Source organism: Rhizobium sp. Root708, assembly GCF_001429725.1.
Lineage (GTDB): Bacteria > Pseudomonadota > Alphaproteobacteria > Rhizobiales > Rhizobiaceae > Rhizobium.
The window spans coordinates 434,024-455,166 of the sequence record NZ_LMHV01000001.1; the positions used below are offsets into that span (position 1 = coordinate 434,024).

15 protein-coding genes are annotated in these 21,143 nt (G+C 60.3%); 9 read left to right on the top strand and 6 right to left on the bottom strand.

Annotated features, from left to right (window positions below; translation table 11 throughout):
• Positions 1 to 67: 67 nt before the first annotated feature.
• From ASE04_RS02045 to ASE04_RS02085, 9 genes are all read left to right on the top strand, one after another.
• Positions 68 to 910 carry a fumarylacetoacetate hydrolase family protein gene (locus ASE04_RS02045; RefSeq protein WP_056811116.1) on the top strand — a complete coding sequence of 281 codons (843 nt, stop codon included), beginning with the start codon at positions 68 to 70 and terminating at the stop codon, positions 908 to 910.
• A 204-nt stretch (positions 911 to 1,114) separates the two neighbouring features.
• Positions 1,115 to 2,392, top strand: coding sequence for a polyhydroxyalkanoate depolymerase (locus tag ASE04_RS02050; protein WP_056811119.1), 1,278 nt, complete (start codon positions 1,115 to 1,117; stop codon positions 2,390 to 2,392).
• Between the two features lie 145 nt (positions 2,393 to 2,537).
• On the top strand, positions 2,538 to 2,972 hold the full coding sequence (locus ASE04_RS02055; RefSeq protein ID WP_056811122.1) for a DUF2852 domain-containing protein: 435 nt from the start codon (positions 2,538 to 2,540) through the stop codon (positions 2,970 to 2,972).
• Positions 2,973 to 3,065: 93 nt separating this feature from the next.
• Positions 3,066 to 3,827: a M48 family metallopeptidase gene (locus ASE04_RS02060; protein WP_056811125.1), complete on the top strand. Its 762-nt coding sequence runs from the start codon at positions 3,066 to 3,068 to the stop codon at positions 3,825 to 3,827.
• A gap of 74 nt (positions 3,828 to 3,901) precedes the next feature.
• Positions 3,902 to 4,570: a phosphoribosylanthranilate isomerase gene (locus ASE04_RS02065; protein ID WP_056811128.1), complete on the top strand. Its 669-nt coding sequence runs from the start codon at positions 3,902 to 3,904 to the stop codon at positions 4,568 to 4,570.
• A 2-nt stretch (positions 4,571 to 4,572) separates the two neighbouring features.
• The gene (gene trpB, locus ASE04_RS02070) at positions 4,573 to 5,793 is read left to right on the top strand and encodes a tryptophan synthase subunit beta (RefSeq protein WP_056811129.1); all 1,221 of its coding nucleotides are present in this window, start codon (positions 4,573 to 4,575) and stop codon (positions 5,791 to 5,793) included.
• A 3-nt stretch (positions 5,794 to 5,796) separates the two neighbouring features.
• Positions 5,797 to 6,636, top strand: a complete 840-nt coding sequence (gene trpA, locus ASE04_RS02075) for a tryptophan synthase subunit alpha (protein WP_056811132.1) — start codon at positions 5,797 to 5,799, stop codon at positions 6,634 to 6,636.
• A 39-nt stretch (positions 6,637 to 6,675) separates the two neighbouring features.
• A complete protein-coding gene (gene accD, locus ASE04_RS02080) occupies positions 6,676 to 7,578 on the top strand; it encodes an acetyl-CoA carboxylase, carboxyltransferase subunit beta (RefSeq protein ID WP_056811136.1) in 903 nt (300 codons plus the stop codon).
• Between the two features lie 21 nt (positions 7,579 to 7,599).
• Complete coding sequence (locus ASE04_RS02085; RefSeq protein WP_056811139.1) at positions 7,600 to 8,952, top strand: bifunctional folylpolyglutamate synthase/dihydrofolate synthase; 1,353 nt, start codon at positions 7,600 to 7,602, stop codon at positions 8,950 to 8,952.
• Positions 8,953 to 9,003: 51 nt separating this feature from the next.
• Here ASE04_RS02085 and trxA read toward each other — a convergent pair whose 3' ends face one another.
• The 6 genes from trxA to ASE04_RS02115 all read right to left on the bottom strand — a co-directional run bounded on the left by trxA (position 9,004) and on the right by ASE04_RS02115 (position 20,959).
• A complete protein-coding gene (trxA, locus tag ASE04_RS02090) occupies positions 9,004 to 9,324 on the bottom strand; it encodes a thioredoxin (RefSeq protein ID WP_056811142.1) in 321 nt (106 codons plus the stop codon).
• Between the two features lie 73 nt (positions 9,325 to 9,397).
• Entirely contained in the window at positions 9,398 to 12,949 is a 3,552-nt protein-coding gene (gene addA, locus ASE04_RS02095; protein WP_056811145.1) for a double-strand break repair helicase AddA, read from the bottom strand.
• Positions 12,942 to 16,136, bottom strand: coding sequence for a double-strand break repair protein AddB (gene addB, locus ASE04_RS02100; RefSeq protein ID WP_056811148.1), 3,195 nt, complete (start codon positions 16,134 to 16,136; stop codon positions 12,942 to 12,944). The genes addA and addB overlap by 8 nt, the downstream gene beginning before the upstream one ends.
• 3 nt (positions 16,137 to 16,139) lie before the next feature.
• Positions 16,140 to 16,871: a nucleotidyltransferase family protein gene (locus ASE04_RS02105; protein ID WP_056811151.1), complete on the bottom strand. Its 732-nt coding sequence runs from the start codon at positions 16,869 to 16,871 to the stop codon at positions 16,140 to 16,142.
• A gap of 12 nt (positions 16,872 to 16,883) precedes the next feature.
• On the bottom strand, positions 16,884 to 18,401 hold the full coding sequence (tsaE, locus tag ASE04_RS02110) for a tRNA (adenosine(37)-N6)-threonylcarbamoyltransferase complex ATPase subunit type 1 TsaE (RefSeq protein WP_056811154.1): 1,518 nt from the start codon (positions 18,399 to 18,401) through the stop codon (positions 16,884 to 16,886).
• Positions 18,398 to 20,959 (bottom strand): PAS domain-containing sensor histidine kinase, encoded by a 2,562-nt coding sequence (locus tag ASE04_RS02115; protein WP_056811157.1) that lies wholly within the window; start codon positions 20,957 to 20,959, stop codon positions 18,398 to 18,400. Before ASE04_RS02115 ends, tsaE begins: the two co-directional genes overlap by 4 nt.
• Positions 20,960 to 21,143 lie beyond the last annotated feature (184 nt).

The following is a 21,143-nucleotide window of genomic DNA, read 5'->3' on the forward strand; positions in this document are numbered from 1 at the left end:
AATGACACTTGTGAATATCTGGTTCATAGGTGATTGAAATGTCAGTCTCGCTTACGGAGGAAATGTCATGAAGCTTATGCGTGTTGGAGAAGTCGGTCGCGAGAAGCCGGCGATACTCGATTCCGAAGGCAAGATCCGCGACCTGTCGGCGCAGGTTTCGGACATCGGCGGTGACGCGATCTCGCCGGAAGGGCTTGCTAAGATCAAGGCCATCGACCTCAAGACCCTGCCGGAACTGGCTGCGCATCGTATCGGCGCCTGCGTTGCCGGTACCGGAAAATTCATCTGCATCGGCCTCAATTTCTCCGATCATGCCGCTGAGACCGGCGCGACGGTGCCGCCGGAGCCTGTCATATTCATGAAAGCAACGTCGGCAATCGTCGGCCCGAACGACAATGTCCTGATCCCCCGCGGCTCGGAGAAGACCGACTGGGAAGTTGAGCTCGGCGTCGTCATCGGCAAAACTGCGAAGTACGTCAGCGAAGCCGACGCGCTCGACTATGTTGCCGGCTACTGCGTGTCCCACGACGTCTCCGAGCGCGCCTTCCAGACAGAGCGTGCCGGTCAGTGGACCAAGGGCAAGTCCTGCGATACCTTTGGTCCGATCGGCCCGTGGCTTGTTACCAAGGACGAGATTGCTGATCCGCAGAACCTCGGCATGTGGCTGAAGGTAAATGGCGAAACCATGCAGAACGGATCGTCAAAAACGATGGTCTACGGCGTCGCTCACGTTGTGTCCTATCTCAGCCAGTTTATGTCCCTGCACCCGGGCGATGTGATTTCGACCGGCACGCCTCCGGGCGTTGGCATGGGCATGAAGCCGCCGCGTTTCCTCAAGGCCGGTGATGTCGTCGAACTCGGTATCGAAGGCCTAGGCACGCAGAAGCAGACCTTCCAGGCCGATCGCTGACAGCCATTCTGCGATCATTAAACATTCAGGCGCACCATCGAGCCGGGGTCAATTCCCCGGCATTTCTTATTGCGGTGCGGATGGCAATGTTGCTGCGCAACAAAAACCTGTTAATCTGCGTTGAGGTGCCAGCACGTCGTTGGAAAGAATCCGATGCCTTTCAGTGGGCGTCGTCTTCCAGATTAGAGAAAGGTGGCGCATCTCATGTTTTACCAGCTTTATGAATTGAACCATGCCGCATTGGCGCCATATCGTGCCTTCGCCGATATCATGCGCATGGTCTATGCCAATCCGCTTAATCCCATTTCGCAGACGCCTTGGGGTCGCACGATGGCCGCAAGTCTCGAAATGTTCGAGCGCACGACCCGTCGCTACGGCAAACCGTCATTCGGCCTCAACGATACCGTGATTGGCGACCGCAAGATCGCTGTGCGGGAGGAGATCGTCTGGTCGTGCGCCTTCTGCAATCTGCTCCATTTCGCGCGCAACGTTCCAAGGGACCATACGCCCGATCCGCGTATCCTCATCGTCGCGCCGATGTCCGGCCACTATGCGACGCTGCTGCGCGGTACCGTCGAAGCGCTGCTCCCAAGCGCCGACATCTATATCACCGACTGGATCGACGCACGCATGGTGCCGATGACGGAAGGCACCTTCGATTTCGATGACTACGTCGATTATGTCATTGAAATGCTGCGCTTCCTCGGGCCAGATACCCACGTGATCGCGGTCTGTCAGCCCTCCGTGCCGGTCCTTGCTGCCGCTGCCGTCATGGAAGCGGACAATGATCCATTCTCGCCCTCGTCGATGACACTGATGGGCGGGCCGATCGATACCCGCATCAATCCGACGGCCGTCAACCAGCTCGCCAAGGAGCGCTCGCTGGAGTGGTTCGCGGATAACGTGGTCATGAATGTGCCCTGGCCGCAGCCGGGCTTCATGCGTCCCGTCTATCCAGGTTTCCTGCAGCTCTCGGGCTTCATGTCGATGAACCTCGATCGGCATCTGATCGCCCACAAGGAATTCTTCATGCACCTCGTGAAGAACGACGGCGAGCCGGCGGAGAAGCACCGCGATTTCTACGACGAATACCTCGCCGTCATGGATCTGACCGCGGAGTTCTATCTTCAGACGGTCGATCAGGTCTTCATCAGGCATGCGCTGCCGAAGGGCGAATTGCTCCATCGCGGCAGGCCCGTCGATCCAGCTGCGATCCGCAACGTGGCGCTCCTGACTGTCGAAGGGGAGAACGACGATATCTCCGGTGTCGGCCAGACCAAGGCCGCGCAAACCATCTGCGTCAACATTCCCGAAAACATGCGGATGCACTACCTGCAGCCCGATGTCGGACACTACGGCGTCTTCAACGGGTCTCGCTTCCGCCGCGAGATTGCACCGCGCATCGTCAATTTCGTGCGCGAACACAGCCGGACGGGAAAGCCGGTCGTGAAGCGGGTTATCAAGGGCGGAAAATCAACCTGATTTAGCATTCTCTGAATTAGCTTTTCTATTTCAAGGCGTTATCCGATTTGGACGGACATCGCCTTGAAGCCGGCTTGGGGTGTAACCACATCGATTCAAGCGTTCGGTATCTTGCCGGGCGCGGAGAATGCGAGGACACCGCACGATGAACCAGTCAGCATTGCTTCGCCCGGATTGGACTCCGGCTACCATTGCCCTGATGATCCTCGGCTTCGTGGTTTTCTGGCCTCTGGGTCTCGCCATGCTTGCCTATATCATTTTCGGGGAGCGCCTGCGCGGTTTTAAGCGCGACGCCAACAGCGCCGCGGATGGATTCTTTGCCGGCTGCCGACGTTCACATGACCGCTATCGCCCGCACTTCTCGACGGGTAACGTTGCCTTCGACGATTGGCGCAAGGCCGAACTAGACCGTTTGGAAGAAGAGCGCCGCAAGCTTGATGAAGCGCGCGAAGAATTCGATTCCTACATGCGCGAACTGCGTCGCGCCAAGGATCAGGAAGAGTTCGATCGCTTCATGCGCAATCGCAAGAATGCGAAACGCGACGACAACGGGCCGGTAGCAGAATACCAGACCCCGTAACATCAGCACTGTTTGGCACGAAAACTTGAACCGGCATCATCGATGCCGGCTTTTCTTTGCAAAGAATTCCCGCGAATCATATAGAAAATGCCCATGTTCCCGCTCTTCGCCAAGCCACGCCGCAGTGCTCGGAAGCCCGCTCCGCCCGAGAACCGGACGCTTGATCTGGCTGGCCGCCTGATGCCGTTGACGATCAAGCAGCACGAGCGGGCAACGCGCATCACCTTGCGCATCGAACCCGGCGGTCGGGCTTTGAAGATGACGATCCCAAGCGGACTGGCACAGCGTGAGGTCAACGCATTTTTGGACCGTCACCAGGGTTGGCTGCTCACCAAGCTCGCCAAGTTCTCTACGGACACCGGCCTGACTGTGGGAGGCACCATCCTCTTTCGCGGTGTCTCGCATCGCATTCAGCATACGGGCGGCCTTCGCGGCTTGACGGAAGCGATTGTGGTCGATGGCAAGCCTGTCCTGAAGGTCAGTGGGATGCCCGAGCATCTCGGACGCCGCATCGCGACCTTTCTGAAAAAGGAGGCGAGGACCGACCTCGAACGGCTGGCGACGCTGCATGCGCGTTCGATCAGCACACCGATCAGGTCGATTTCCATGAAGGACACCCGCAGCCGCTGGGGATCCTGTTCGTCTGAGGGCAATCTGAGCTTTTCCTGGCGCATTGTCATGGCGCCTCCGTCTGTGGTGGATTACCTCGCGGCCCATGAAGTAGCCCATCTCAGGGAGATGAACCACGGACCGCGCTTCTGGGCACTTTGCAAGAAACTCTGCCCTCATATGGAAGAAGCAAAGGTCTGGTTGAAGCGCCACGGCAGCCAGCTTCACGCTGTCGATTTCGACTGATCAAAGCCGCGCAAAATTCAGCGTTTGTCGCGATTTGGCTCGACTCTAAACGCTTTTCGTGTCACTCCGCTGCCATGAAACCGGATATCAAGATCTGTGGACTGAAGACGGCCGAAACGATCGATCGCGCCCTTGCGCGCGGTGCGACCCATATCGGCTTTATCTTCTTCGAAAAGAGCCCGCGCTATGTCGAGCCCGATATCGCCGGCAAGCTTGCGGAACCGGCTCGCGGCAAAGCCAAGATCGTTGCCGTCACGGTCAATCCGAGCAACGACGATCTCGATGAGATCGTGGCGCTCTTGAAGCCCGATATTCTCCAGTTGCATGGCGACGAGAGCCCGGAGCGCGTCTTGACCATAAAGGCGGTATACGGACTGCCTGTTATGAAAGCCTTCTCCGTGCGGACGGCCGACGACCTGAAGCGCGTCGAGGCCTACATTGGCATCGCCGATCGTTTCCTGTTCGACGCCAAGCCCCCGAAGGGATCCGATTTGCCGGGTGGCAACGGCGTCTCCTTCGATTGGAGCCTGTTGTCTTGGCTTGACGACAATGTGGATTACATGCTTTCCGGTGGCTTGAACAAGGCCAACATTGCCGAGGCGCTCGCCATGACCAAGGCGCCCGGGATCGATGCGTCCTCCGGCGTCGAAAGTGCGCCGGGCGTCAAGGACGTGGCAATGATCAACGAGTTTTTCGATGCGGTCGAATGGGCCTGCCAGCCCGAAGCGGCCTCAGGGAGTTGAGAGTGAACGAGACGCCAAAACCGAATTCCTTCCGTTCCGGCCCCGATGAAGATGGCCGTTTCGGCATTTACGGCGGCCGCTTCGTCGCCGAGACGCTGATGCCTTTGATCCTCGACCTGCAGGACGAGTGGAACAAGGCAAAGGACGATCCGGAATTCCAGGCGGAGCTGAAGCAGCTTGGCGCCCACTATATCGGCCGGCCGAGCCCGCTCTATTTCGCGGAACGCCTGACGGCCGAACTCGGTGGCGCGAAGATTTACTTCAAGCGCGAAGAGCTGAACCACACCGGCTCGCACAAGATCAACAACTGCATCGGCCAGATCCTGCTTGCCAAGCGCATGGGCAAGAAGCGGATCATCGCCGAGACCGGCGCCGGCCAGCATGGCGTCGCCTCCGCAACCGTCGCTGCCCGTTTCGGTTTTCCTTGTGTCGTTTACATGGGTGCAACCGACGTTGAGCGTCAGGCGCCGAACGTGTTCCGCATGAAGCTGCTTGGCGCCGAGGTGAAGCCCGTCACGGCCGGCCACGGCACGTTGAAGGACGCCATGAACGAGGCGCTGCGTGACTGGGTCACCAACGTCGATGACACCTACTATCTGATCGGCACGGCCGCCGGCCCGCATCCTTATCCGGAAATGGTTCGTGACTTCCAGGCCGTTATCGGTACGGAAGCGCGTGAGCAGCTCCTCGAAGCCGAGGGACGCCTGCCGGATCTCGTCATCGCTGCCGTCGGTGGCGGTTCGAATGCGATCGGCATCTTCCATCCGTTCCTTGATGACGAGAGCGTCAAGATCGTCGGCGTCGAAGCCGGCGGCAAGGGCCTCAATGGCGACGAGCATTGTGCTTCGATCACCGCGGGCTCGCCCGGCGTGCTGCATGGCAACCGCACCTACCTGCTGCAGGACGGTGACGGCCAGATCAAGGAAGGGCACTCGATTTCGGCTGGTCTCGACTACCCCGGCATCGGCCCCGAGCATTCCTATCTGAACGACATCGGCCGCGTCGAATACGTACCGATCATGGACCACGAGGCGCTTGAAGCCTTCCAGACGCTTACTCGCCTCGAAGGCATCATTCCGGCGCTGGAGCCCTCGCACGCACTCGCTGAAGTCATCAAGCGCGCCCCGAAGATGGGCAAGGACGAGATCATCCTGATGAACCTCTCCGGCCGCGGCGACAAGGACATCTTCACGGTGGCCAAGCTTTTGGGAATGGGTGAGTAAGTCATGACCGCACGTATGGACAAACGCTTCGCCGACTTGAAGGCGGAAGGCCGGCCGGCACTCGTCACCTATTTCATGGGCGGCGATCCGGACTACGAAACCTCGCTTGGTATCATGAAGGCTCTGCCCGAGGCGGGTTCTGATGTCATCGAGCTCGGCATGCCCTTCTCTGATCCGATGGCCGACGGCCCTACGATTCAGCTCGCCGGACAGCGCGCGCTGAAGGCTGGCCAGACCCTGAAGAAGACGCTGCAGCTCGCAGCCGATTTCCGCAAGACCGACGACGCCACGCCGATCGTGCTGATGGGCTACTACAATCCGATCTATGTCCATGGCGTCGAGGCGTTCCTCGATGACGCTATTGCTGCCGGCATCGACGGGCTGATCGTCGTCGACCTTCCGCCCGAAATGGACGACGAGCTCTGCATTCCGGCGCTGCGCAAGGGCATCAACTTCATTCGCCTGGCAACGCCCACCACCGACAACAAGCGTCTGCCGACTGTTTTGAAGAACACCTCCGGCTTCGTCTATTACGTTTCTATGAACGGCATCACCGGTTCGGCGCTGCCGGATACATCGCTGGTGGCGGGCGCAGTAGAGCGGATAAAGCAGCATACCGATCTGCCGGTCTGCGTCGGCTTCGGCGTCAAGACCGCCGACCATGCGAAGGTCATCGGCAGCTCGGCCGATGGCGTCGTTGTCGGCACCGCAATTGTCAATCAGGTGGCAACGAGCCTCACCAAGGATGGGAAGGCAACCGCCGATACCGTTCAGGCCGTCGCCACGCTTGTTCGTGGACTGTCAACGGGTACACGTTCGGCGCGCCTTGTTGCTGCCGAATAGTTTCCCCACATTGGCAAGAGTCAATCAGGAGTTTTCGACTTGAACTGGATCACCAACTACGTCCGCCCCCGCATCAATTCCATGCTGGGCCGCCGCGAAGTACCGGAGAACCTCTGGATCAAGTGCCCGGAAACGGGTGAAATGGTCTTCCATAAGGATCTGGAGAACAACAAGTGGGTTATCCCGGCCTCCGGCTATCACATGAAGATGCCGGCGAAGGCTCGCCTTGCCGATCTTTTCGATGACGGCGCCTATGAAGCGCTCGTCCAGCCGAAGGTCGCGCAGGATCCACTGAAGTTCCGCGATTCCAAAAAGTACGCGGATCGCCTGAAGGACAGCCGCATCAAGACCGAGCAGGAAGACACGATCGTTGCCGGCGTCGGCAAGGTTCGCGGTCTGAAGCTCGTTGCCGTTGTTCACGAGTTCAACTTCATGGGCGGTTCGCTCGGCATCGCTGCCGGCGAGGCAATTGTGAAGGCTTTCGAGCGCGCCATCGCTGAAAAATGCCCGCTGGTCATGTTCCCGGCATCGGGCGGCGCTCGCATGCAGGAAGGCATCCTGTCGCTTATGCAGCTGCCGCGCACGACCGTTGCCGTCGACATGCTGAAGGAAGCGGGCTTGCCCTACATCGTCGTTCTGACAAACCCGACGACAGGTGGCGTCACGGCATCCTACGCGATGCTCGGCGATCTGCATCTGGCAGAGCCTGGCGCGGAAATCTGCTTCGCCGGCAAGCGCGTCATCGAACAGACGATCCGCGAAAAGCTGCCGGAAGGCTTCCAGACGTCGGAATACCTGCTGGAACACGGCATGGTCGATATGGTGATCAAGCGCCATGATATTCCGGATACGCTAGCACGTGTCCTGAAAATCCTGACCAAGAAGCCTGCGGCAAACCTCAACAAGGAAAGCGGGACGCTCGCGATAGCCGCGAGCGCCTGATCCAACTGGGCAGGTCGCGCGATGATACCAAGGGGCCAAGCCGTAGTGAGCGAAGCAGCGCAGGAAATCGACAAGCTCTTGGGACTGCATCCCAAGGGCTTTGATCTGTCCCTGGATCGCATCACCCGTCTGCTTTCGGTTCTCGGTGATCCGCAGAAGAAGCTGCCACCCGTCATTCATGTTGCGGGCACCAACGGCAAAGGTTCGGTAACCGCCTTTTGCCGTGCCTTGCTGGAAGCTGGCGGCTACAGCGCCCATGTCCATACCTCTCCCCATCTCGTAAACTGGCACGAGCGCTATAGGATCGGCGTCGAAGGTGGTCGCGGGCACCTGGTTGATGATGCCGTGTTCGCGGAGGCCGTCCGACGTGTTGCTGCCGCCAATGATGGTCAGAGGATCACTGTTTTCGAGATCCTGACGGCCGTCACCTTTATTCTGTTTTCTGAACATCCGGCCGATGCCGCCATTATCGAGGTTGGCCTCGGCGGCCGTTTCGATGCAACGAACGTCATCTCCGATCCCGCTGTCTCCGTCATTATGCCGATCTCGCTCGACCACCAGCCCTACCTCGGCGATCGTGTCGAACTGATCGCGGCGGAGAAGGCAGGCATCATGAAGCGCGGCCATCCCGTCGTCATCGGCAAACAGGAATATGACGCCGCGCTCGACGTGCTGATGTCGACCGCCGAACGGCTTAACTGCCCTACCGCCGCGTTCGGCCAGGATTACATGGCGCATGAGGAATACGGACGCCTCGTCTATCAGGACGAGTTCGGTCTGGCCGACCTGCCATTGCCGCGCCTTCCCGGCCGGCACCAGTATGCCAATGCCGCCGCTGCGATCCGCGCCGTCAAGGCGGCCGGCTTCACAGTCACCGAGACGATGATGGAAAAGGCGCTGCTGTCGGTCGAGTGGCCCGGTCGCCTTCAGCGACTGAGCGACGGCAACCTGATGGCCAGCGCTCCGGCAAAAGCGGAAATCTGGGTGGATGGCGGCCACAATCCAGGCGCCGGCGAGGTTATCGCTGAAGCGATGGCGAATTTCGAGGAGAAGCAGTCACGGCCGCTCTTCCTGATCATCGGGATGATCAACACCAAGGATCCTGTCGGCTATTTCAAAGCTTTCAAGGGGTTGGCCGAGAAGGTCTATTGCGTGCCGATCCGCGGCAGCGATGCGATGATCGATCCGGTTATTCTCGCGAATGCCGCCTATGATGCCGGCCTCGTCGCGGAACCGATGTCGACTGTCAGCGACGCGCTGGAAGCAATCAAGGAAAGTGCCTTCGAGCAGTCCCATCCGCCGCGCATCCTGATCGGCGGCTCTCTCTATCTTGTCGGCGATGTGCTTGCCGACAACGGCACACCCCCAAAATGAAAAAAGCCCGGTCAAATGCCGGGCTTCTTCTTATCTGCTTATAGGCAGTGTCTAAGCGGCGCTCGAGATCCAGCTCGAAAGAGCGGTCTTCGGGGCAGCGCCAACCTTGATGTCGGCAACTTCGCCGGCCTTGAACATGGCGAGCGTCGGAATGGAGCGGACGCCGAACTGGGCGGCCAGTTCCGGGTTCTCGTCGATGTTGAGCTTGGCGACCTTCACCTTGCCCTGAAACTCGATGGCGAGTTCCTCAAGGCTGGGGGCGATCATCTTGCACGGGCCGCACCATTCAGCCCAGAAATCGACGACGACGGGTTCTGCGGATTCCAGAACTTCCGACTGGAAGTTGTTGATATCGACTTTTACGGTAGCCATAGGCTGCTCCTTTACGGATTTCCTGTTGAACCACATGTGAGCGTGCGGCGCGGGAATTTCAATGCCCGGTATTTCACTTTGTCTCGAGTTGCGCAAGCGCGGACGCCAGGGCATCCGTCGTCAGCGTGTGAACGGAGCCGTTTTCGGTGTAGACCAGCACGCAATCAACGCGCTTGCCGGGATAAAGTGGCGCCAGAATCTCACGATAAATGGCGAGCTGCGCCTTGTGGGCGAAGGGGATCACTTCTGCTGTTTGCGGCGGGACGCGGTTTGTCTTGTAGTCGAGCACGACAACGCGATCCTCGAAGACTGCCATTCTATCGACGCGGCCCGAGACCGCAAAGTCACGCCCTCTCAGGGATAGCGTTCCCATGATCGACACTTCGGGCTGGGCGTGGCCGGTGAACACGCCTTGCAGCGACGGTTCTTCCAGCAGTCTCAAGACGGATCGGATCAGGCTTTCACGCTCGTCCGCCGACCAGCGCCGTGCCGAGCGCTCCAGATAGCGTTGCGCAGCGGCAAGGCGATCCGCCGGTGCGAAGTCCGGTAGCGTTTGCAGCATGCGGTGCAGGAGGCGGCCCTTCAGCAGAGAGCGGTCGGATTTCGCTTTGTCGCCGAACAGCGGGGATGTCACCAGCAGATCGTCCGCCTGCTCATCGATGACCGTACCCGCGCCGGAAGGACTGAGAGGTCGCGGCAGTTGTCTCTGCGGTGGCAATGGCCGGCTGAGGTTTTCAGGCAGTCTATCGTGAGTTTGAGCCAGCTCCGGCGGCGCGGCGCGCTCGAAACTCTTGCCGATGTGCGGCACCCGCCACTCGATCCCCGACCACGTTCCGTCAGGGCCGGAGAAGGTTGCCGGTGACACATGGGGGTGGCTGTCCGTCATCGCGGCCGAAATCATCGCATGCCAGGTATCGCTGTTCGGTCGGACGCCGCGATAGCCGCACACGATCAACCTGTCAGCGGCTCGGGTCATCGCCACGTAAAGCAGCCTGCGATATTCTTCCTCGGCCAGTAACTGAATGCGGCTCGCATCAGCCTGTGTCAGCGAGTTGCTGAGATCCCCGAGCGGCACCCATGCCGGCATCGGCGGCTCGTCGCCCGGCTGCTCCAGCAGCCGCAGCTTCGGCATATGGCTATGCGTAAAGGCTTTCGAGCCGCCATCGACGAGGAAGACGATCGGCGCTTCTAGACCCTTCGAGGCGTGGACGGTCATGATCCGCACTTCGTTGCGGCCCTTGTCCTGCTCTCGTTTGACCTCCGGGGCCTCCAGTTCGAGTGTGGAAATGAAGGATTGCAGGCCGGGAAGGCCGGAGTTCTCGTGATCGAGCGCGAATGTCAGGAACTCATCGAGAATATCGCTGACCTCGGTGCCCAGGCGGGCAAGAAATTGTCGGCGTCCACCATGGCTTCCCAATACATGGGCGTAGAAGTCATGGACGGATAGGCTTTTCGAATCATTCAGGAACAGCTTCAGCTTTCCTACCGCGACCTGCAGTCGCTCGTTTCCATCATCCGCAAATTTCCGCAGATGTGTCCAAACGCTCTCATCGTCCGGACGGAGCGCAGCGACTGCAAAGATGTCGTCTTCGCTGAGATCGAGCAGAGGGCTTTTCATCAGTGCCGCCAGCGACAGGTCGTCCTGCGGCAGAAGCAGGAACCGGCCGAGCGCGACGAGGTCCTGAATGGCGATGTGGCTTGTCAACCTCAAGCGGTCGGCGCCCGCAACCGGAATGTGGTCGCGACGCTTCAAGGCGCGGGTCAGGGCATTGACAAAGGAATCGCGTTTTCGCACCAGGACGAGGATGTCTCCGGCCTCGATCAGGCGCTCCTTGCCCTTCTCGATGATGGTTTCCTTGCCGACCAGATTGCCGATCGTATGCGCCATCCTGCGAGCGAGAACCGCTGCCGGTGCGCTCTCGGGCGTCGCGTCGAAGGGCGCGGTCCAATCCTCGTCCTTGATGGTCACTTCAGGAGCGATCATCTCCCAAAGATCGACGGCGCCGGGGTGACCGATACGGTTGGAACGGTGAACCACCGGGTCGCTGGAAGCGCTCAGTCCGCGAGCGTTGCCCTCAGGTGTAAAGATATGGTCGACGGCTGCCAGGACATCGGCGGTGGAGCGGAAAGATAGAGGCAGGCGCACCGTCGAAAAAGCAAGCCCGCTCTGGGTCACGCGGTGGCGGGTCCGACGGCTCTCTTCGGAGAACTGCTCGGGTCGCGCGCCTTGAAACGAGTAGATCGACTGCTTCTCGTCGCCAACGGCAAAAAGCGTGCGCACAACGCTTCGGGCGCTCTCTCCCGAAAAGAAGTCTTCGGCCAGCGACTGAATGACACTCCACTGGATCGGGCTGGTGTCCTGCGCTTCATCGACAAGAATATGATCGATGCCCTGGTCTAGCTTGTAGTGGATCCAAGGGCCGACATCGCTTTTGTTGAGCAGATCAGCCGTACGGGTAATCAGGTCCTCGAAATCGAGCTGGCTTCGTTGCTTCTTGAGATCGTCGTAGTCGCGATTGAGCCTGTCAGCGAGGATCAACGCTGCCCGCGTCGCATCATGCATCCGAATGATCTTCAAGCGGTCGCGGCGAGACAGAATGTGCGATCGTGCCGCCGCAACGGCATCTGCCAGTGCCGGCGCTTCGCTCAGCATAGCCTTTACGAAGAATTGCGAATCCGCCTTCGCCTCGCCCTTGACGGTCAGGAACGTCTTTTCGAGAAGACCGATACGGCGTTTCGGGTCTCGTTCCCTGCCGGCAGCCCGCAGGCTCGCGGCAACGTCTTGAGCCTTGGCGCCGCCTTTCTCATCCGCCAGATCGAGATAGCGGTCGAGCACGGCTCCGGAAAACACCGGCAGCGGCCAATAGCTTGCGACGATTGCTGCCTCTGTCTCATCAGGAAGAAGTCCCAACCGGTCACGAAGAACAACATCAAGGCCACCGGCGCGCTCCGCTGCGAGCGTGAATCTGCGGATCGCGTTGCGGTTTGCAACGATCTCGCTCAGCAGGTTTTCCAACCCGCTTTCGTCGCCGAGATTGAGAACATAGGTGAAGGCTTCGGCCAACGTGGCATCATCTTCAGGCGTCGTCGCCGTCAGGAGCGAACGCCGCGCATCGGCAAGCAGAGTGACGGCAGCGCGGTCGTCGAGAACCGAAAAGTGACCCGCGACGTTGGCTTCAAGCGGAAACTGATGCAGCAGGGATTCGCAGAAGGCGTGGATCGTCTGGATCTTCAGGCCACCCGGTGTTTCCAGCGCTCTTGCGAACAGCCGACGCGCCTCGGCAAGCTTCAGCCGATCAGGTCGCTTGCCTTCGACCTGGCCGATCCGCTGGCTCAGATCGTCGTCTGAGAGGACGGCCCATTCCGCCAGCCGGTCGAAGACGCGGTTGGACATTTCGGAAGCCGCAGCCTTGGTATAGGTCAGGCAGAGAATGGCCGACGGGCGGGCTCCGGCAAGCAGCAGGCGAATGACCCGTTGCGTCAGGACATGCGTCTTGCCGGATCCGGCGTTGGCCGAAACCCACGCGGAGCGCTGCGGGTCCGAAGCAACCGACTGCTGGATTGTCGTCCAGCTTGTCCATACAACAGGATCGTCACCCTCCGGCAGCGTCGTTTCATCACTCATCGTCGCCTCCTTCGTCGCTTTCGGCGGTCGACCACTCCGATACGCGCGCGAGATGGTCGTAGTCACCGCCGAACTCGAACTGTTGTGCGGGGATGAGACGTGAAGTGAATCCCTTCTCGCCCGATTGCAGCAGAGACACGAACTTGATGAGCTGATCGATGGAATCGCCGGCAAGGTCCATCGCCGATTTGGCCTTGTCGCCCTTGCCTGAGAATTCGTTGTTGACGGTATCGACCTGGAATCGGGCTCCTGGCCTCAGCCTCACATAGAGCAGGTCTTGAGGCGTGAGGCTTCCCGCCTCGCGAAAGGCGCCTGCGCTGAGCGCTGCCGCTTCAAGTGCAAGCTGCGGGTCGAGAAGCGCGCGGGCTTGAGCCGGAGAGGGATTGAAGCCGGTCTTGTAGTCGATGATATCGGCAGCACCCGGCCCCCTGATATCGATTCTGTCGGCGACACCGCTGAGACGGATATTGACAGTCTCCAGCTCGACGCCGCCGCGAACTTCCGTCAGCGTGCGGCGAACATCGGGTCGCCGTTCCGCTTCCCAGTTGAGGAATGCTTTGGCAACCTCGCGAAAGCGTGGCCGCCAGACGGCATCGATGTGCGGCGGCAACTGCTCCATGTCGAAGAGCTCATTCAGGATGTGCTCCATCGCGTCAGCTGCGTCATCAGTCCCAGCTATGTGGCCTTCGCGAATGAAGCGATCGATGATCGTATGGTAGAGCGTCCCGCGCTCGGCCGCGCCGGGGTCGCGGTTGAAAGGCGCGACCGGGTCGAGCCGCAGGATGCGCCGCGCATAGATCGCGTAGGGATCGCGCCGCAGCCTGCCCACTTCACTGAAGGAGTAGGATTTCGGCTGCATCTCTCTCGGCGGCGTCGGGCTCGGCCGCTGCGCCGGAGCCTGCCGATCGCCCTGGTCGATGAGATTGGCCCAATGGATGAAACGTGCACCACGCGCCTTCAGCTCCGCTTCCAACGACTTGCCGCCGAAAGCCAGCAAGCGCTGCAGCCAACGCGAACCGACCGTAGGCGTTGACCCCTGGCGCAGCGCGCGGGAGTAGATCAGATGGCGGGTGCCGTTTGCCATTTCGAAATCATGTGCCAGCTGTCCGATGCGGCGTTCCGGCGGCTCGAGGCCGATTTCGGTTTTCATCGTGCGGGAGATGAACGGATTGTTGCTGGTCTGGCCCGGCCAGGACCCCTCGTTCAAGCCGCCGAGAATAAGCGTGTCGACGCTCTGCAGGCGTGCTTCCAGTGTTCCCAGAATCAGAAGTCGCGGGTGAAGCAAAGCGCGTGGCTTGACGGCCTGGCCAGCTGTGAGCGCCGCCATGATGTCGATCCATTGAGGGCCGTCGGCTTCGATCTGCCCGTCCGTGTCGATGATTTCAGCCAGGAGGCTCGCAAGGGTATCGCCAGCTTCGTCGGACCAGAGTCCTGAAAGATCTCCCCGCCGATCGGACGCGACCGCTTCAAGGGCGCGGCCGGTGCGCTCTGCCCAATCCGACAATGTAAAGGCTGTGGTAATGGCGCGACCATCCGGCCGTCGGTGGACAAACGCCGAAGCAAGCGGCTCGACCGCCGCGCTGACACGCCGCGCGAGATCGCGTGCCCTGTCGGCCGCATCCGCTGGCAGCGCCTTTCGCCATTTCGGCACATGCTTCTCAAGCGCCAACTCGGCAAGCTGCTGCTCGACGAGCGGCTCAAGCGTGCTGATGTCGACTTCGGCGACACCGCCGCGAAGGGCAATCAGTTCCAAGGCTGCGGCGGATTCCGCAAGCAGATCCCGTTCGAGGCCGAAATGAGCCAGAGGGTGCTTCATCAAGCCAACGAGCGCGACAGGATCGCCCGGTCTCAGCGCTGACTCCAGCAGAAGCTGCAGGAGAGTGCCCTGCGGCGTGGCTGCCAGCGGCGTACCGGCCGAGTCGTCGGCGATAATACCGAAGCGTGATAGCTCGGTGGCGACGCGGCGAGCCAGGTTCCGGTCCGGCGTAATCAACGCTGCTCGGCTCTCGCCGGAAGCGCCCGGCTGCTCGAGCGCAAGGCGTAGCGCAATCGCGATCGCTGTTGCTTCCTCGCGTTCGTTCGACGCCTCTATCAGAGACACATCCGCGAAAGCGCGCGCGATGTCGCCGTCGTTCAACGCATGCTTGAACTCACCCCACTCGCTTGTCGCCTCCGAAGGCGAAAGGGAATGAGACAGGATTCGACTGCGAAGATCGAGGTCCGCCGGCGGCTCGGCAAGCAGGGCTACGTCGTCGCGGATGGATCCCAACCGCTTCAGCAGCTGCGCAAGACCGTATTGTGAATGGCTTCGGCTGGCGGCGTCGACGGGTCGGCCGAAGCTGGCCTCGGGAGCCACCATTTCCCAATGCCTTTCCGGCATGGCCGTATCCAGCCCCGGCAGCACGATCACGCCCTCTGGCCTGCCCGCGACGGCGGCGATGAGATCGGCTGTCGCCGGCACCGAGCCCGTTGAGCCAGCAATGATGATTGGGCCGGATTCGGCCATCGTCGCTATCCGGTTCGCCTCCGCCCTCAGGATTGCGTTGCGGTGCCGGGCAGGAGATGATTTTCCGAGTTCGTTCAGCCGCTCCGGCCAGAAGGCGCTCGCGATCCGCAGGAATTCAGCCGTCAGCTGCCACCACAATGCGTGATCTTTCGCGCTGAGCTCAGAAAGCTCGCTCCACTCTTTGTCTTCTGTTTCGATCGAGTCGATAAGCTCTGCAAGGTTCCGCGCCAGCCAAATCGCGTCAGCGGGGCTCGCGGGCGCCACCAGCGGGGAGTCCGAATGGATACTGCGAACGATTTCAGGCAGCTTGTTGCGCCAGGCGAGGATCAGCCTCGCCAGTTCGAGCAATCGCGACGTATTCGATAGCGGCTGCGCCAGATCCAGGGTGGCGGGCAGGCTTTCGTCAAAGTAGCCATTGTCGTCGTCCGTCTCGCCGAGCGGGCGGATCACGGGCAGGATCGCTGATCGTCCTCCGAGAAGATCGACGAATTCCGAACGCAGAACGCGTGCGGCGCGTCTGGTCGGCAGATAGATCGTCGCCGTCGACAGCGATAGGGGATCGCCGGGATCGTAACGAAAGCGGGGCGTGAGCCGACCGTCGCAAAGGCTCTCAGCAAGCGTCCTCAGAAAGGGGAGGCCAGCAGGTATGGTCAGGATTCTTGGCCGGTGATGCTCGACCATCCGTCATGCAAACGTCCGGTATCGCCGGATCGTTTCCTCCGCTTCGCCGATAGCCTCGGGGGTGCCGACCGTCAGCCAGTGCCCTTCGAGTACCGTTCCATAGAGACGACCGCGCGCGATCGCCTTGTCGAAATAGAGATTGAGGTTGAAAGCATCGGCGGGCGCATCGTCGAGAAACGAGGTGTGCATGGCGATCGCACCGGCATAGACGACCGGATTTGGTCCCGTCTCTGCAAAGCGCGTCAATCCGCCGTTCATTGCCATGTTGAAGTCGTTCTTCCCGTTGTGCCCGGTGGTGTCTTCAAGCTTCACGCAAAGCATGGCCATATCCATGTCCTTCGCTTCGAAGAATCCGGCTAAGCGCCGCAGGTTGCTCGGCGCATCTGGTCGCTCGCCGATCCAGAACAGGTCGGCATTGGTCACGAAAACCTCACCCGGCGGCAGCAGTTTAAGGCCTTTCGCAAGCCCGCCGCCGTTGTTCATCAGATGCTCGCGCTCATCGGATATGATGATCTCCAGGCTTTTGTAGGATGCAAGATGGGCGAGCATCTGGTCGGCATGATGGTGGACATTGACCACGACCTTCTCGACGCCGGCTTCGGCAAGCGAGTCGAGCGAATAGTCGATCATCGCCTTGCCATCGATCTTCACCAAGGGCTTCGGTATCGTGTCGGTAATAGGACGCATCCGGGTTCCAAGACCCGCCGCGAGCACCATCGCTTGTTTTATCGTCATTCTATCCAGAACTCATGATTCGCTTGGCATTATTCCAGCCCTTACGAACCAATCGCGCAAGGGGGCAAGCGTTTCATGCTGAAAGGCGGTGCTGAGATAGCCGAGGGTGCGCGGCATATGTTTCATGTAGCCGGGCTTTCCATCGCGGTGCATCAGCCGTACCCAGAGACCGGCAAGCTTGCAGTTGCGTTGAGCCGACATGATCGCCCAGCTCTTCAGGAAAGCGGCTTCGTCGAAATTTCCCTGTGCTCTGCGAAGCGACAGATAATCGTCCATCAGCGTGCGAAACAGGGCTGGTTCGATCGTCACCCGGGCATCCTGGGCAATGGAGGCAAGGTCATATGCCGTCGGCCCGATCATTGCGTCCTGAAAGTCGATGATGCCGACGCGATCGATGCCGTGCTGATCCTCGCGCCAGATGATGTTGGGCGAGTGGAAGTCGCGCAGAAGGATGTTCTTTTCCGCGGCCCGAAGCTGATCGATCAGATCATCCCATATCGCAAGATACTCGTCGCGCTCGGCATCGGTTGCCTTCGCGCCATCCCGCTTCCAGGGAATGTGCCAGTCCAGAACCAGCCGGACTTCCACCTTCATTGCCGTCCGATCGAAGTCTGGGATGTGATGGACGTGCGTATCGGTGACGGGAATGTCTTGCGGCATCCGCATCGAATGCAGATGCGCGAGGCAGGCGACGCTAGCGCGATAGCGTTCCGCAATCGGATTGCCGTTCGCGTCGAGAACGCCTTCCGTCCCGAGATCCTCTATCAGCAATATCCCTTGGTCGTAGTCGGCCTTGTAGATCTCGGGCGCTGTAAAGCCATGGTCACGGAGGGCCTGCGCGATTGCAACGAACGGATAGGCGTCCTCGGCGATATGAGCGACCTTGGGGTAGGGCTTGCCATCAAGGACCGGCGGTCCCTCGGGCAAGGGAGGCCAGTCCATGAGGATGCGGCGTGACCCATCGGGCATGTGGATGGCCTCATAGGCCCGCAACGACGCATCGCCGGTCAGAAACCGGCGCTCAACGTTCGGCAGCCCCGCTTCGTCCAGGAATTGGCGGATCGCAAGAACGCGCCGGATTCGGGCTGTCTGCTTCGGAGCCGCCGAAATTTCAGCGCGTCGCCCCCCGGCTTCGTGCGTCAGCCTGAGCGAAATCCGCTCGGACGGCAGTTCGCCTGCAGCCATCTCAGGCCACTCCACGATGCAGATGCCGTTCTGGAGCGCCTCGTCGAAGCCAAGCTCATCGAGTTCAGTCGGATCGGCAAGGCGGTATAGATCGAAGTGGGAAGCCGGAATCCTAAGGTCATAGGCTTGGACGAGCGTAAATGTCGGGCTTGGCACCTCAAGATCCGCGTCATCGGCGATCGCGCGCAGAAGTGCGCGGGCCAGCGACGATTTTCCTGCGCCAAGATCGCCCGTCAGTGCCAGGCAGTCACCTGCCTTCAGCGCAAGGGCTAGATCTTCGCCGAGCTGCTTGGTCGCCTGTTCGTCTTCGAGAAAGATCGAAAGAGCTGTGTCGCTTGCTGTCATTCTGCTGCGACGGAAGAGGGCAGATGGGCCGACGGTATCCGGCAGACGACTGTCGTTCCATGTCCGCTCTGGCTATCGATCGAAACCTGCCCGTGGTGCAGCTTGACAAAACTGTCGACGATGGAAAGGCCAAGGCCGGCTCCACCACGCTTGCCGCTCTTGGCACCGGTGGCGAAGCGGTCAAAGACGTTGACAATCATGTCCTGCGAAATGCCGGGACCGCTATCGCTGATCGAGAAGACGAAGTCAGTACCCTCGCGCTGGCATTTGAGCGCGATTGCCGATCCTTCGGGCGAGAAATTGGCGGCATTCGACAGAAGCTTGATCAGAATTTGCTTCAGACGCTGCGGATCCGCGATCATCGAGCCGAGATGGGCGGGCGACGTGATCTCGAGCGTAACGCCGCTTTCCTGCAGTCGGTCGGCGATCTGAATCGAGACGTCGTCGAGCAGATCGCCGAGATCGATCTCGGTGTAGTTCAGATGCATGATACCGGCATCGACGGTGGCCAGGTCAAGAATGTCGTTGACCAGCGTCAGAAGGACGGACGACGATGTCGAAATATGGTCGATATACTCAGCCTGTCGCTCGTTCAGCGTGCCAAGACCCGGCGTGCGTAGAAGGTCGGTGAAACCGATGATATTGGTCAATGGCGAACGCAGCTCATACGAAACGTGCTGCACGAAATCGTTTTTCAGTTCGTCAGCGCGCCGCAGCGCTTCGTTCTTTTCCGTCAATGCCCGCTCGGCGCGAACGCTGTCGGTCATGTTGACGAAGGTCAGCATGGTCTGCGCGTTCGGAAGCGGGATGACTGCGTAGTCGAGCACCAGGCCGGAGAACAGCTCGAGCGTTCCCTGGCTCGAACGGCGTTCGTCTTCGAAGCTCGTAATCAGTTCGGCAAAAGTCTTCCAGCCATCAGGCCGGTCATACGACGGACCGCAGGCTTCCCCGAGCGTACGGATATGCGTGCCGGGCTTGGATTCTACTTCGGTGATGCCCCACAGGGCACGGAAGGCCGGGTTCGACAGGCGAATTCGGCCATCGGGACCGAACACCGCGACACCTTCGGAAAGATGATCGATCGTTTCGCCCTGCACCTTAAGGAGCGTGTTGTAGCGGGTTTCCAGATCGACCTGTTCCGTCAGGTTCTCGAAAACCCAGGTCGCGCCGCCCTGCGGATGCGCCGTCGCGAAAACGCGCAGTGTCTGGCCGTTCGGCAGATGCCATAGATCGGACTGCGTATCGAGAACGCGATAGACCGAAAGAGCGTTCTCTTTCCAGGACTTCCAGTTCAGCTGATCCGGCAGCTTCTTCGCCGCGCGCAGCCGTTCCAGCAGTTCCGCGTTATCAGGCTTGCTTTCGAGGAAGGCGATATCGAGCTGCCAGAGGGAAACAAAGGCCTGATTGTAGAACTGCAGTCGCCGATCACCATCGAAGATCGCGACGGGTGTAGCCAGATGATCGAGTGTTTCGGCGTGGCTCTTCAGCGTGCGTTCAAGCTCCGCGCGGACGGTCTCGATGCCGGAGACATCGACGGCAATGCCGGCCGAGCCGCTGGGGATCTTGACGTCGACGACATCGAAGAACGTCCTGTTGCCGTTAACAACAGTCGAAATCTTATCGTGGAAGGGTGATTCAGGCGTCGCGCTGGCACGAATGCGTTCGCGCGCTACCGTCGTCAGGAACTCCCGGCCTTCATCAACGGCCTGATCGGGCGATACAGCATCGACAGCTTCGCCGTAGGCCTGGTTGACCCAGGTGAGCCGGCCATCCGGATCGCGCTGCCAGGCGGGCAGATCGATGGAATCGAGAAGATTCTGAAACGCCGAAATGGAGGTCAGCAGGCGGTCGCGCTCGATCTTGATTTCGGCAAGCTCGGCCCGGAGGTTGTTCAGGGCGACAAAGCGGATGAAAGCGCGTCCGCCGGAGACGCGACCCTGGGCTTCCAGAATCTCGTCACGCTGCGTTTCCACTACCATGTCGAAGCTATGGGCCGAACCGCGCAGGCGGTCGATCGCATGCTCGAGTTCCGACGCCGAACGGGGCTTTAGCCACAGGCCGAACGCCAGGAACTCGTTGTCCTGAGGTGCGCCGGTTTCCGGCGGTAGCTGGCCGAGAAGTTCAGGCCGCTCGTCGCCGTCCCAAATGACGATGCGACGGTTCTTGTCCGCGATCAGCGCCTGGTACTGCGAGATGCGCTGTTGCGCATCCGACAAGGCGGAGCGGATTTCGCGGCTCTCCGTTTCAAGGTTGCCGCGTTGGCGAACGACCCACAGCGTCGATAGCAAAGCTGCGGAGATGACACCGATGACGACCGAAAGACCGGCAACCTGCGATGAGGTGAAGAGATGCGCTGCAGCGTCTGCGTCGATTTGTGCGAGAACAGGCGTGGCTACCGAAGCCATGGCTGTGCCGGCGGCAAAAATCCGGGTGACCCGCGATAATATGCCCGCCTTCGAGGCGCCAACAGTTTTCAATCGGCCCGACTGAAGCGAGCGGGGATCAGCGTATGCGCCGTCCTCCGCCTGTTCTGTCAGGCTGTGCATCATTTCAGACATGCCCGGTATGTCTCCGTCCTTTAATGTGCCGCATCACGACAAGACATCCCATTTTCGAAGCAAACGGACGCGTCCGGGCCACGAATCGAGTGTTAAAACAATACTTCGGAAGGGAATCGGCGGAAAGGTGTGCGCTAAAAAATAAGAGCGCCACATTTGTCAATGAGGCGCCCTCTAGATGTTG

Coding starts and splice junctions, on each gene's coding strand:
- ASE04_RS02105 (WP_056811151.1), bottom strand. CDS start 16,871: ATGACGATAAAACAAGCGATGGTGCTCGCGGCGGGTCTTGGAACCCGG.
- addA (WP_056811145.1), bottom strand. CDS start 12,949: ATGAGTGATGAAACGACGCTGCCGGAGGGTGACGATCCTGTTGTATGG.
- ASE04_RS02085 (WP_056811139.1), top strand. CDS start 7,600: ATGATACCAAGGGGCCAAGCCGTAGTGAGCGAAGCAGCGCAGGAAATC.
- trpA (WP_056811132.1), top strand. CDS start 5,797: ATGACCGCACGTATGGACAAACGCTTCGCCGACTTGAAGGCGGAAGGC.
- ASE04_RS02115 (WP_056811157.1), bottom strand. CDS start 20,959: ATGTCTGAAATGATGCACAGCCTGACAGAACAGGCGGAGGACGGCGCA.
- ASE04_RS02065 (WP_056811128.1), top strand. CDS start 3,902: ATGAAACCGGATATCAAGATCTGTGGACTGAAGACGGCCGAAACGATC.
- addB (WP_056811148.1), bottom strand. CDS start 16,136: ATGGTCGAGCATCACCGGCCAAGAATCCTGACCATACCTGCTGGCCTC.
- tsaE (WP_056811154.1), bottom strand. CDS start 18,401: ATGACAGCAAGCGACACAGCTCTTTCGATCTTTCTCGAAGACGAACAG.
- ASE04_RS02050 (WP_056811119.1), top strand. CDS start 1,115: ATGTTTTACCAGCTTTATGAATTGAACCATGCCGCATTGGCGCCATAT.
- ASE04_RS02060 (WP_056811125.1), top strand. CDS start 3,066: ATGTTCCCGCTCTTCGCCAAGCCACGCCGCAGTGCTCGGAAGCCCGCT.
- ASE04_RS02045 (WP_056811116.1), top strand. CDS start 68: ATGAAGCTTATGCGTGTTGGAGAAGTCGGTCGCGAGAAGCCGGCGATA.
- trxA (WP_056811142.1), bottom strand. CDS start 9,324: ATGGCTACCGTAAAAGTCGATATCAACAACTTCCAGTCGGAAGTTCTG.
- ASE04_RS02055 (WP_056811122.1), top strand. CDS start 2,538: ATGAACCAGTCAGCATTGCTTCGCCCGGATTGGACTCCGGCTACCATT.